The 12,619-nt window shown below is 68.8% G+C and carries 11 protein-coding genes; 2 read left to right on the plus strand and 9 right to left on the minus strand.

The features are described 5' to 3' along the window. Positions 1-6: 6 nt before the first annotated feature. From murD to ACWDKQ_RS06850, 5 genes are all read right to left on the minus strand, one after another. On the minus strand, positions 7-1,407 hold the full coding sequence (murD, locus tag ACWDKQ_RS06830; RefSeq protein ID WP_450137791.1) for a UDP-N-acetylmuramoyl-L-alanine--D-glutamate ligase: 1,401 nt from the start codon (positions 1,405-1,407) through the stop codon (positions 7-9). A gap of 76 nt (positions 1,408-1,483) precedes the next feature. Beyond that, entirely contained in the window at positions 1,484-2,557 is a 1,074-nt protein-coding gene (gene mraY, locus ACWDKQ_RS06835; RefSeq protein WP_010306504.1) for a phospho-N-acetylmuramoyl-pentapeptide-transferase, read from the minus strand. Further along, positions 2,554-4,023: a UDP-N-acetylmuramoyl-tripeptide--D-alanyl-D-alanine ligase gene (locus ACWDKQ_RS06840; protein WP_450137792.1), complete on the minus strand. Its 1,470-nt coding sequence runs from the start codon at positions 4,021-4,023 to the stop codon at positions 2,554-2,556. Before ACWDKQ_RS06840 ends, mraY begins: the two co-directional genes overlap by 4 nt. Then, a complete protein-coding gene (locus ACWDKQ_RS06845; RefSeq protein WP_450137793.1) occupies positions 4,020-5,588 on the minus strand; it encodes a UDP-N-acetylmuramoyl-L-alanyl-D-glutamate--2,6-diaminopimelate ligase in 1,569 nt (522 codons plus the stop codon). The genes ACWDKQ_RS06840 and ACWDKQ_RS06845 overlap by 4 nt, the downstream gene beginning before the upstream one ends. 365 nt (positions 5,589-5,953) lie before the next feature. Then, complete coding sequence (locus ACWDKQ_RS06850) at positions 5,954-6,208, minus strand: hypothetical protein (RefSeq protein ID WP_450137794.1); 255 nt, start codon at positions 6,206-6,208, stop codon at positions 5,954-5,956. Between the two features lie 815 nt (positions 6,209-7,023). Between ACWDKQ_RS06850 and ACWDKQ_RS06855 the strand changes: the two genes are divergently transcribed. Both ACWDKQ_RS06855 and ACWDKQ_RS06860 read left to right on the plus strand, forming a co-directional pair. Further along, positions 7,024-7,824, plus strand: a complete 801-nt coding sequence (locus ACWDKQ_RS06855) for a helix-turn-helix domain-containing protein (RefSeq protein WP_450137795.1) — start codon at positions 7,024-7,026, stop codon at positions 7,822-7,824. Beyond that, positions 7,781-7,969, plus strand: a complete 189-nt coding sequence (locus ACWDKQ_RS06860; RefSeq protein ID WP_450137796.1) for a DUF397 domain-containing protein — start codon at positions 7,781-7,783, stop codon at positions 7,967-7,969. Before ACWDKQ_RS06855 ends, ACWDKQ_RS06860 begins: the two co-directional genes overlap by 44 nt. 73 nt (positions 7,970-8,042) lie before the next feature. On the opposite strand, the gene ACWDKQ_RS06865 is transcribed toward ACWDKQ_RS06860, so the two are convergent. The 4 genes from ACWDKQ_RS06865 to mraZ form a co-directional block, all read right to left on the minus strand. Next, on the minus strand, positions 8,043-9,896 hold the full coding sequence (locus ACWDKQ_RS06865) for a peptidoglycan D,D-transpeptidase FtsI family protein (RefSeq protein WP_450137797.1): 1,854 nt from the start codon (positions 9,894-9,896) through the stop codon (positions 8,043-8,045). Next, the gene (locus tag ACWDKQ_RS06870) at positions 9,896-10,678 is read right to left on the minus strand and encodes a hypothetical protein (protein WP_450137798.1); all 783 of its coding nucleotides are present in this window, start codon (positions 10,676-10,678) and stop codon (positions 9,896-9,898) included. Before ACWDKQ_RS06870 ends, ACWDKQ_RS06865 begins: the two co-directional genes overlap by 1 nt. A 22-nt stretch (positions 10,679-10,700) precedes the next feature. Continuing rightward, complete coding sequence (gene rsmH / locus ACWDKQ_RS06875) at positions 10,701-11,687, minus strand: 16S rRNA (cytosine(1402)-N(4))-methyltransferase RsmH (protein ID WP_450137799.1); 987 nt, start codon at positions 11,685-11,687, stop codon at positions 10,701-10,703. 251 nt (positions 11,688-11,938) lie between these two features. Next, positions 11,939-12,370, minus strand: a complete 432-nt coding sequence (mraZ, locus tag ACWDKQ_RS06880) for a division/cell wall cluster transcriptional repressor MraZ (RefSeq protein ID WP_450137800.1) — start codon at positions 12,368-12,370, stop codon at positions 11,939-11,941. Positions 12,371-12,619: the final 249 nt, after the last annotated feature.

Here is a 12,619-nt window from a genome sequence, read left to right on the forward strand (position 1 = left end):
TGCGGATCACCCGCCGTGCGTGGCAGCCGTAGCGTCCGCCAGCACCGTGCGCACCGCGTCGGCGAAGGCCCGCCCCCGGTGGGCGTAATCGGTGAACATGTCCATCGACGCGGCAGCCGGGGCGAGCAGCACCACCGAACCCGGCCGCGCGAAGTCGTTGGCCGCGCGAACAGCTTCCAGCATGCCCGCATCGTCCCCTGCCGCGACCTCGCGGACCGGCACATCCGGGGCGTGTCGGGCCAGAGCGGCCGCGAACCGCTCCCGATCGCGCCCGATCAGCACCACTGCCGCCAGCCGATCGACGTTGGCAGCGACCAGGTCGTCGACCTCGGCACCCTTGAGCAACCCGCCCGCGATCCACACCACTGTCGGGTGCGCGCGAAGCGCGGCGTCCGCCGCATGCGGGTTCGTCGCCTTCGAATCATCCACATAGGACACACCGGCGGCCTCGGCCACCGGCACCGACCGGTGCGCTCCCGGCTCGAACGACCGCAGCCCCTCAGCCACCGCCGCCGAAGCGACGCCGTGGGCCCGCGCCAACGCCGCCGCGGCCAGCGCGTTCGCCACGTTGTGCGGGCCCGCCGGATGCACGTCCGCCAGCGATGCGAGCACCACACCGTCGCCGAAGGCGCGATCCACCAGCGAGGCGTCCTCGACGCCGAGCTGGTTCTCCTGCGGAGCGCCCAGCGTGAAGGAGACCCGCCTGGCATCCGCCGCGGCGGCGGACGCCAGGCGGGTCGACCACGCGTCGTCTGCGTTGGCGACGGCAACGGAGTTGCCGGAGTAGACCTTCGCCTTGGCATCGCCGTAGGCGATTAGGCAACCGTGCCAGTCCAGGTGGTCCGCGGCGAGGTTGAGGACGACGGCGGCGAACGCCGCCACGGAGTCCGACCAGTGGAGCTGGAAGCTGGACAGCTCCACGGCGAGCACCTCGTGCCCGGCGCGGACCGCGTCGACCACCGGTAGCCCGACGTTGCCGCAGGCCACCACGTCGACCCCGGCGGCGCGCAGGATCGACTCCAGCATGCTGACCGTGGTCGTCTTTCCGTTGGTCCCGGTGACCGCCAGCCAGGTGGCCGGCGTCGCCTTCTCCTGGTCCAGCCGCCAAGCGAGCTCAACCTCGCCGACCACCTCGACCCCGGCCGCGACCGACGCAGCCAGCAGCGGCGAGTCCGGCCGCCAACCGGGGCTGGTCACGACCAGGTCAGTGCCCGCCGGCGGCTCGCTCAGCCCGGCGACCAGCTCCGCGCCCTGCGCCCGCAACGACGCCAGCACGGCCAGCCGGTCGGCGCAGGCGTCGGTGACGGTGACCGCCGCACCCACCGCAAGCAACGCCTCGGCGGCCGAGCGGCCGGACACCCCGGCGCCGGCCACCAGCACGTTCCGCCCCTCGAACCGCCCTGCCACCGAGTCGTCTCCCTTGTCTCCTCGTCCGCCGGGCGTCACCGCCGCGCGGATCGCAAACCCTGCAACGGTAACGGCGTCAGGGGTTGGCCAGCGCCAGCCAGTCCGCGTAGAACAGGCCCACGCCGAACATGCAGCTGATCCCGGCCAGCACCCAGAACCGGATGATCACCGTCGTTTCCGCCCACCCGGCGAGCTCGAAGTGGTGGTGGAACGGCGCCATCCGGAACAGTCGCCGCCTGGTTGAGCGGAACACCACGATCTGCAGCACCACCGACAGCGCCTCGACCACGAACACACCGCCGATGACGATCATCAGCAGCTCGGTGCGGGTGACCATCGAAAGCCCGGCTAGGAGGCCGCCCAGCGCCAGCGAACCGGTGTCGCCCATGAAGATCTTCGCGGGCGCCGCGTTCCACCACAGAAAGCCGACGCAGGCAGCCATCGCCGCCGCGGCGACCACCGCGATGTCCAGCGGGTCCCGCACCGTGTAGCAGCCCGCCGTCGGGCCGGCCTCGCCGAAGCAGTCGTTGCGCAGCTGCCAGAACGAGATCAGCACGTAGGTCGCCAGCACCATCGCCGCGGTGCCGCCCGCTAGGCCGTCCATGCCGTCGGTGAAGTTGACCGCGTTCGACCAGCCGCTGATCGCCACGTAGGCGAAGATCACGAACCCGATCGCGCCGAAGGAGATCACCGAGATGTCGCGCAGGAACGACAGTTCCACCGACGCGGGTGTGACGCCGTGTTTGTTGGCGAACTGGATCGCCAGGATCGCGAACAACACCGAGGCGATCAGCTGGCCGACCAGCTTCGCCGTCTTGTTCAACCCGAGGTTGCGCTGCTTGCGGATCTTGATGAAGTCGTCCAGGAACCCGACGATGCCCAGGGCCGTGGTCAGGCCGAGCACCAGCAATCCGGAGGCGGTCATCGGATCGCCGCCCATCAGGTGGCTCACCAGGTAGCCGACCCACATGGCAACCAGGATCGCCACGCCACCCATGGTCGGGGTGCCGCGCTTGGCGGCGTGCTGGCTCTGCACCTCTTCCCGGATCTCCTGGCCGAAGCCCTGCTTGGAGAACACCCGGATCAGGTACGGGGTGAAGAGGATCGAAACGACGAGCGACACGGCGGCCGCCACCAGAATTGGTTTCACGGCTTGCGCCCCCCCGCATCTACCTCGGCCAGCAGGGCTTCGGCGACCCGCCACAGCCCGGCGGAGTTCGACGCCTTGGCAAGCACCACGTCACCGGGACGCAGCTCGGCGCGCAGCAGTGCGACGGCCGCATCGATGTCCGGCACCAGAACCGACTCCTCTCCCCACGACCCTTCCAGCGATGCCGCCTGGTGCATCGCCCGGGCCTGTTCGCCGACCACCACCAGCCGGTCGATGTTCAGCCGGACGGCCAGCCGCCCGATCTCGTCGTGCGCTTCGACATCCAACTCGCCGAGTTCGGCCATCGGCCCCAGCACCGCCCACGCCCGGCCCGAGCGCCCCCGGGTCATCGCGGCCAGCGTTTTCAGCGCCGCCCGGACCGATTCCGGGTTGGCGTTGTAGGCGTCGTTGACGACCGTGACGCCGCCCGGTGTCCCGGTGACCTCCATGCGCCGCGCGGACACCCGGCGCACCGAGCCGAGCCGCTGGGCCACCTGCTCGACGGTCGCGCCGAGCTGTAGCGCGATGGCGGCCGCGGTCAGCGCGTTGCCCACGTGGTGCTCGCCGAACAGCGGCAGCGTAACCCGGGCCTCGCCCTGCGCGGTGACCAGCGTGAACGTCGGTCGCGCCAGCTCGTCGACCTCGATGTCCGCCGCGCGCACGTGCGCATCGGGGCTTTCCCCGACGAAAACCACGCGGGCCTTCGTCCGGTCGGCCATCGCCGCGACCAGCGGGTCGTCAGCGTTGAGCACCGCCACGCCGTCGGCTGGCAGCGCCTCGACCAGTTCGCCCTTGGCCTGCGCCACCGCCTCCTGTGAGCCGAACTCGCCGAGGTGCGCGTGGCCGACGTTGAGCACCGCGCCGATGTGCGGCGGAGCCACTCGGCACAGGTTCGCGATGTGCCCGACGCCGCGCGCGGACAGCTCCAGCACCAGGTGCCGGGTGCCCTCGTCGGCGCGCAGCACGGTCCACGGGTGGCCGAGCTCGTTGTTGAACGAGCCGGGCGGCGCGACCGTCGGCCCGATCGGTTCCAGCAGCTGCGCGATCAGGTCCTTCGTGGACGTCTTGCCCGACGAGCCGGTCACGCCGACCACGGTGAGCTGCGGCAGCCGGTCGACCACGTGGCGGGCCAGCTTCGCCAGCCCGGCCAGCACCGCGGCGCCGGAGCCGTCCACATCACCGGCCAGCGCCAGCGCGCCTGCCGCGTCGCTGCTCACCGGCGGCACGATCACTGCCGGGGCGTCGACCTCCCGCGCGGCGAGCACGCCCACCGCACCATTCGCGACGGCCTGCGCCGCGAAGTCGTGCCCGTCGACCCGTTCCCCGGGCACGGCCACGAACAGCCCGCCGGGTTCGATCTTGCGCGAGTCGAACTCGACACCCGCGCTGACGATCTCCGAGCTTTCCGCACGATGAAGCCTGCCGCCCACCGCTTCCGCGATGTCGGCGAGGCTGAGCCGGATCAACTTGCCTCCTCGTCGCCCTGCCCCCGACGAACATCGGTTTCCTCTGGCTCCCTGGGCCTTTGGCCCAAACATAGACGGAGCGCGGCGGCGAGTTCCTCCCGGTCGGAGAAGGGGTGCACCACGCCCGCCACCTCCTGCCCCGTCTCGTGGCCCTTACCCGCGACGACGACGATGTCGCCCGGCTCGGCCCGTTCGACCGCGGCGGCGATGGCCGCGCGCCGGTCGCCGATCTCGATCACGTCGCCGCGCTGGTCGGCCGGCACCTCCTGGGCGCCGGCCAGCATGGCCGCCCGGATGTCGGCCGGGTCCTCGCTGCGCGGATTGTCGTCGGTGACGATCAGCAGCGCGGACCGGCGGGCGGCCGCCTCGCCCATCAACGGCCGCTTCGCGACGTCACGGTCGCCTCCGCAACCGAGGACGACGATCACCTTGCCGTCGACCTGCGCGCGGGCTGCGTCGAGCACCGCGGCCACCGCTCCGGGCTTGTGCGAGTAGTCCACCACGGCGGTGAAGTCCTGCCCGAGCGCGACACGCTCCATGCGGCCCGGCACGTCGACCTCCGCGAGCCCGCGCTCGATCGCCCAGGTGGGCACCCCAGCGGCGCGCAGGATCCCGATCGCGAGCAGTGCGTTTGCGACGTTGAACGGGCCGGGCAGCCGCAGCCGGACGTGCATCTCCAGGTCGTCGGGCCCATGCGCGGTGAAGGTCTGCTCCCCGGTGGGGTACGCCCGGACATCGGTGGCGGACCAGGTCGCGTCGCCCGCGGTGGACACCGTGATGGTGTGCGGCTTGACCAGCCGCTCGCCCCACTCGGTGTCGATGCAGACGACTTCTTGCTCGGCGCGGCCGTCGAACAGCAGGGCCTTGGCCTTGAAGTAGTCCTCCATGTCGCGGTGGAAGTCCAGGTGGTCCTGGGACAGGTTGGTGAACGCGCCGACGGCGAACTTGGTGCCGGAAACCCGGCCCATGGCCAGCGCGTGGCTGGAGACCTCCATCGGCACGTAGGTCACCCGGTGCTCGACCATCACGGCCAGCAGCGCCTGCAGGTCCGGCGCTTCCGGCGTGGTGAACGCGCTGTCCAACCGGTCGCCGGCGATGCGGGTCTCGACGGTGCCGACGAGCCCGGTGCCGAACCCGGCGGCCTGCAGCGCGGACTCCAGCAGGTAGGTGGTGGTGGTCTTCCCGGAGGTGCCGGTCACGCCGAGCACCTTCAACCGGCTCGACGGGTCGCCGTAGATCAACGCTGAGGCCGCGCCGAGCACGCCCCGCGGATCGTCGTGCACGAGCAGCGACACCCGGCCCTCGCGGACGGCGGGGTGCTCGATGAGCGCGGCCCGATCGATCCCGGCCTGGTCGGTAAGCACGGCGACGGCGCCGGAGTCCAGCGCGTGCCGCGCAAAGTCGGCGCCGTGCACGCGGGTGCCCGGCAGGGCGGCGAACAGGTCGCCTGGGCGCACGTGTTGAGCACGCAGGGTCGCCCCGGTCACCGGCGCTGCGGCAGCGCTGTGACCTGGGGCGCGAAGCACATGCGCGCCGATGACATCGGCGAGCTTCTCGATCTCCACCGGCTCGACGTGGACCGGGCGAGGTGGAGCTGTCGCGACCGCGGAAGGCACGTCGCGACAGGCTACCCGTAGCACCTGAGGAAGCATCCCGATGGTCGGTCACCTGTTCGGCCGGGCACCGCCTGCGCCGTTCAGCGCAGTCGCGGTTGAACCGCGTCGCGGCTGCGGGGTGATCAAGTAGAAATTCGCAGACTCGGTTTTCAGGAGGAGGAAAACGAGGAAAACCATGTCGCTGGAGTTCGGCTCAGGTCCAGCGCAGGACATTGAAATTGCGCAAGTTGCCCACAGTCGTCGGCGCGTCGTGGTCCGAACGCCGACGGTCCGCAATTTCCATTGAAATCAGACCGTCGATTTCCATGGCGCTATCACGTCGGACATCCCTTCAGCTGCTTCAGCAACGTGTTGCAGTCCTGGCAGGTTTTGGCGTGAATCCAGTCCATTTCGGACGGTCGAGCCAAGGCGAAGGTGATGCCGCAGAACGATTCACCGGCCGCGCCCGCGTCCAGGCGTGTACCGGCAAAAGCGTGGCGCGCCAGGCCGTAGTCGATGGACTCGTCTGGTACCGGCAGCCAGAAGTAGCGCTGCTGGTTCGGTGTCGTGTTCAGGTGCGGTTTTACCATGATCAACCTCTCGGTGTGTGAGGTGCAGCGGCCCTACCGGGGGCCGGGGGCAGCAGAGGGCCGCCGCGCTTTGGGGGTGGCGGGCGGCGCGCGGAGCCGAGGGGAGTGCGGTGCTTCGGGGGCACCGCTCGGTTCTCGACGCGACGCCGCCCGCCTCATGTGCCCGACCCGTCCCGCCGGGAGGCCACGGGACGGACCGGGCAGGTCTTAGCGCCGGATGAGCGAGACGTCTCGCCGATCGAAAACCCGCCGTTCGGCATCGATCGCGTCCGCGTGGTCACGCAAGTTGTCGGCCAACCTGCGGGCGGCTTCCGACGTCATCAGAGCCACCTCGGCCGACGGAGCAACCAACACCACACGGCCGTCGCTGATCCACGTGGAGACACTCTCGAAATGCTGAAAACCGTTGCCGCAGGCGACGTTCCGCCTTGTCGGATGCGAGTACGCCGGGGCGGACATATCAGATTCGCTGGTGTTCCGCAGACCTTCGGCGACGGCCGGATGACTTCGGTAGCGGAGTGCTCGCGCTTCGTCCGCGATTGGAGGCCCCTCCACATTCCGACATCCCGACACTGGCAAAGTGCCCTCACCCAGCATGATTCCTCCAAAGAGTGTTGACCCAACAAGTACGCTAGATATGCAACGGTTGACCTGCGTTGGCTTGAGAGTGGGTGAGGTAACCACAACCTCACAATTGCCCTAATCGGGCGATCAACATCCGACAACACGTAAGGATGGATCGCGTGGCTACAGCCAATGGACCGCGCGCCAGAGCGCTAGCCGCTGCTTTGCGTCAAGCTCGCCAATAACGAAACATGAGTATGCGCGAACTTGGCCGCAAGTTGTCCTTCGACCAATCAAACCTGTCCAAGATCGAAAATTGCAAGAAAGTTCCCAGCGTAGAGCTTACGGCCCGAATTTTGGGCGCTCTAGGAGCTAAACCGGACGAGTGCGAGAGGATTCTCGCGCTTGCTCGGAGAGCGAGTGAGCCCAACTGGCTCGCTGTCGGCATACCCGGCCTGCCCGAACAACTAGCAGGCGCGATGGAAAGCGAGCGCGAGGCAAAGTCGATAGTTGTATGGTCACCCATGATCCTGCCTGGACTGCTCCAGATTACCGATTTCGTACGCGCGCTAGCCGTAGCCAATGAACTACCCAAGCACGAGATCGAACGCCGAGTCACAGTTCGGATCGCCCGGCGCGAAGTGCTCACCGGTCGAGACCCTGTAAGACTTGAAGCGCTGATTAGCGAAGTGGCGTTGCGGGAGCCTATGGCTTCGCCCGAGGTAATGACCGAGCAACTCCGACACCTACTTACAATGGCCGATCAGCCTAACATTACGATCCGGGTCGTTCCTCTTGGTGTCGGTTGGCACCCCGGCGCCGCTGGCCCATTTGTTCTTTATGAGTTCGCGGATGCGCCGCCGTTCGTGCACTTTGAACACTATAGCTCTGGCGCATTTGTCACCAACTCCGATGACATTGATGCGTATCGGACGGCCATTAGAATGATCAGTCGACACACCCTGAGCCCTGCCGATTCGAAACGCTTTATCGCGCAAGTTATTGCAGATGATTGGAGTTCAAGTGATCAAACAACGCTGGCGCAAAAGTAGCCACAGCAATCCTAACGGAGACTGTGTCGAATTAACCTCGGCTCTTGACCAAATCCGGGACTCGAAAGACCCGAACGGTCCCACGCTTGAGGTCGATGTTCCTGTGTTCGTTCGCGCCGTGAAGAACGGTCGTTTTGACCACTGAATGATGATGCCCCGGTACGTGGTACCGGGGCATCATCGCCTTCCTGCGGTCAACGAGGTCGGCTGACCGCCGGTCAGCCGACCTGGAGGAGCTGGAACGGGGCCTGCTCCTTGGACAGCGGGATCTGGTAGCGCTGGGTGAGGAACGCACCGATGTTGTGGAACAACGGCGCCGCCGAAGACCCCTCGGGGCTGCCGTACGCGGGCTGGTCCAGCACGAGCCCCACCACGAAGCGCGGGTTGTCCGCGGGCACTATCCCGGCGAAGGTGATCCAGTACTTCGACTGGCTGTAGCAGCGGCAGTCCGGGTCGATCTGCTGCGCCGTCCCCGTCTTGCCGGAGACCTGGTAGCCCGGCAGCGCTGCATCCGGACCGGTGCCGCGGTTGGGCTGCGGAGCCTTCTGCACGACCGCGCGCAGCATGTCCTTCACGGTGTGCGCCGTCTCCGGGCTGACCACCGGCACCCCCTCCGGGCGCGGGCGCTCCACGCGCGTGCCGTCCGGCCGGACCTCCGCGGCGATGATGCGCGGTGGAATCCGCACCCCGTCGTTAGCGATCGCCTGGTACATGCCCGCCATCTGCAGCACCGTCATCGAAAGGCCTTGGCCGATCGGCAGGTTCGCGAACGTCGACCCGGACCAGGACTCGCGTGGCGGCAGGCTGCCCGCGCTCTCGCCCGGCAGACCGCTGCCGGTCCGCTGGCCCAACCCGAACTTCCGGGCCAGGTCGTAGAACCGCTGCTCGCCGAGCTGCTGCGCGACCATCAGGGTGCCGACGTTGGAGGACTTGCCCAGCACACCGGTGAAGGTCATCGGGACGGTGCTGTGGTCCCAGGCGTCCCCGACGGTCCGGTCGGCGACCTTGATGGAGCCCGGGACCTGCAGCACGGTGTCCGGTTTGACGATGCCGTTCTCGATCGCTCCGGCCGCGGTGATCACCTTGTTCACCGAGCCCGGCTCGTAGGGTGTGGTCACCGCCGGGTTGGTGCCGGGGTTCTCCCCCCACGACCCGGCGCGCGGATCGAAGGTCTTGTCGTTGGCCAGCGCGTAGATCTCGCCGGTCTTGGCGTCCAGCACCACCGCGCTCGCGCTCCGGGCCCTGGCCTGGCGGGCGTAGTCGGCGAGTTCGCGCTGCAGCATGAACTGCAGGTCCGAGTCGATCGTCAACTCAACGTCTGAGCCCGGGATCGCCGCTTTCAACTCCCGCTCGGTGCCGGGGATGACGAGGTTCGACCCCATCGCGGTGTCGGCGACCTTCGCCCCGTCGGTGCCGGCCAGCAGCGGATCCAACGAGGCCTCTAGGCCCATCTGCCCCTTCAGCTTCTGCTCGTCCGGCCGCCAGTTCGCCGCACCGATGATGTTCGAGCCCAGGTCTCCGGCCGGATACTCGCGGGTCCCCCGGTAATCGGCCCCGATGTGCGGGTATTTCTCGGTGATCAGCCGCGCCTGGCTCGGATCGATCGGCGGGCCGAAGTAGGTGAACTGGACGTCCTTGAAGAGCGCGTTGAGCACTTCCTGCTCAGAGATCTTCCCCTGCGTGACCTGCGGGATGTAGCGGGCGACCTCCTTCTTGTACTGCTCCGCCGTGGGTTTCGAGGGATCCTTGGCGTGCTCGTCGTCGAATGTCTTGGTCAGCAGCCTCGGGTTGGCGAAGAGCTGCCGCGCTTCACCGCTGAACGCCAGCACGTTCCCGCTGCGGTCCACGAAGGACCCGCGCTCGGCCTGGATGACCTGGCTGGCCGCCCGCTGCCGCTGTGCCTTCTCGGACAGCGCACTGGCCTCGAACCCCTGCACCTGGATCAGCTTGCCCGCGGTCAGCATGAGCGCGATCACCAGCAGCAACCGGCCGACGAGCAGCCGCCGGTTGCTACCGGCCACATTGGTGCGCGCGGTGCGCCTCCTGATGCCGCCGGTCGCCCCACGGGCCATCAGCGGCCCGCCAATGCGGCCGCGTCCGGCTGCTGGTCCACTGGCGGCGGCTGCTGCGGGGCCTGGTTCTCCGACGGAGGCTGCCCCGCCGGGGGTTGCTCACCCTGCGCGGGCGGGGCGGGCGGCTGGTCCGCCGAAGGTTGCGCAGCGGTGACCTTCTTGGGCTCGCCGACGACGATCACCGAGCCGTCCGGCTGCTGGACGAGGCGCGCCGGAGACGGCGCCGGCCGCAGGCCGGCTTCCTCGGCGCGACGCTGGATCTCCGGCGTCGAGCTCATCGAGCTGACCTCGCGCAGCAACCGTTCCCTGCTCTCGCCCAGGGCGTTGAGGTTGTCCTCGCCCTGCTGCAGCTGGTAGCTGCCACTGACCGCCGCGATGGACAGCCACAACGTCGCCGCCAAGCCGGTGGCCAGCACCGACATCACGACGACCACCAGCGGCAACCGCTGGAGCGAAACCCGCTCGTGCAGCTGCTTCGCCTTCGGCTTCGGCTTCGCTGCCGGACGCCGCTCCTCCACGCCCTGCCGCACCTGGCGCGGCCGCCTGGCGGCGGGCTCCCGCGCCGACCGCTCCCGCCGCTCCTCGCGGCGCGCGTACGCGCGCTCAGCCGCAGCCGACCGCGTCCGCGGCTTCTCGGTCTTCTGCCCGGACTTCTGGGTCGTCTTCTGGGCGGATTTCTGCCCGGTTTTCTGCACAGACTTCTGGCTGCTCTTCTGCGCAGACTTCTGGGCGGCCTGACCCGTCCGCGAGGCGGCTTTGCCAGCGCGCGTAGGTGCAGTCATCTCGCCTCCCTCGCCTTGCAGCTCATGCGTTTCCCCGGCCAATCCGCTCCGCGGCCCGCAGCCGCACCGACGCGGCCCGGGGGTTGGCCTCGATCTCCTGCTCACCGGCGAGCTCGGCGCCCCTGGTGAGCAATCGGAATTCCGGTCCGTGTCCCGGCAGTTCCACCGGCAGGTCGACCGGGGTCCGCGACTTCGCCCGCTCGGCGAAGGCCCGCTTGACCATCCGGTCCTCCAGCGAGTGGTAGGACATCACCACGATCCGACCGCCCGCGGCCAGCGAATCCAGCGCCGCCGGAAGCGCGCGGTCCAGCACGTCGAGCTCTGCGTTGACCTCGATGCGCAGCGCCTGGAAGGTGCGCTTGGCCGGATGTCCACCGGTGCGCCGACTCGCCGCCGGCACCGTGTCGTAGAGCAACTGCACCAGCCGAGCGCTGTTGGCGAAGGGCTTCTTTTGGCGTTCCCGGACGATCGCGGCGGCGATCTTGCCCGCGAACTTCTCCTCGCCATAGGTGCGCAACACCCGCGCCAGCTCGTCCGCGCTGTAGGTGTTGAGCACGTCCGCGGCGGTGCGCGGCGCCCCCGGGTCCATCCGCATGTCCAGCGGCGCGTCGTGCGCGTAGGCGAAGCCGCGGCCGGTCTCATCCAGCTGCAGCGAGGACACCCCGAGGTCGAACAGCGCGCCGTCCACTTCGGACATGCCCAGGTCGTCGAGCACCTCCGCCCACTGGTCGTACACCGCGTGCACCAGGTGGATCCGGGAGGCGTACGGCGCCAGGCGCTCACCGGCCAGACGCAGTGCGTCCGGATCCCGGTCCAGGCCGACCAGGGTCAGGCCCGGGTGCGCGGCGAGCATCGCCTCCGAGTGTCCGCCCATGCCGAGCGTGGCGTCGACGACCACCGCGCCCTCGCGGGACAGCGCCGGCGTTAGCAGCTCCAGCGTGCGGTCGAGCAGTACCGGCACATGCTTGTCGCGGGCGGATCCGCCCTGATCATGCCGCTGTTGGGCCACGGCGGTCCCTCCCTCCCGCGTGCCCGTTCTCATTGAACATCGCGATCGAATACCCGATCGCCACGCGCAGAACCACGCGTGGCGATCACCGGTAAGCCCCCTCGTCGTCCGGATCCCGTCAGGTCCCCGCCCGCCCGTCGCGTCCTGGTGCCGGGGAAGATGCACCAGGCATGCGATAGCCGAGCGGACCGAGGCCTCACGAAACCCGGATCACTTGCCGTCAATTCCCGTCCCGCCAGCCGGCGGAACACTCAGAACACGCCGGGCAGCACCTCCTCCTGCGCCTTCGCATAGCTCTCCTCGTGTTCGTCGAGGTAGCTCTGCCACCTCTCCGCGTGCCAGATCTCCAGGCGGTTGATCGCGCCGATGACCACGCACTCCTTGGTCAGCCCGGCGTAGCGCCGCAGTTCCGCCGCGATCGAGATCCGACCCTGCCCGTCGGGCTGCTGCTCGTCGGTGCCGGCGAACAGGTACCGCTGGTAGGCGCGGACCGCCTCGTTGGTGAACGGTGCATCGGCGACCTTGCGCGCCATCTGCTCGAACTCGTCGCGCGGGAAGACGTAGAGGCAGTGGTCCTGTCCCTTGGTGACCATCAACCCCCCCGCCAATGCCTCCCGGAACTTCGCCGGCAGCGTCAGACGCCCCTTGTCGTCGAGCTTCGGGTGGTGGGTGCCGAGAAACATCCCGGTCCACCTCCCCCGCCCAGGCCGCCCGCTTGACGGCCCCGGACCCGCCCCGACGGCGCCCACTCCCTGAACGCAAACCGGGCCGGAACTTCCGCCGGACCCGATGATCTGTGGCCATTGGAAGAGGTAGGACCCCCGTTTGCCCCACCTTCCCCCACAGTACCCCACTTCACTCCACCGTCAACTCGAGTTGCCACGGTTCCCCCAGCAGTATTGGCACCGTTTGCGCTGGTAGCACAGCGTGGC

The organism is Saccharopolyspora sp. NPDC000995 (genome assembly GCF_053599315.1).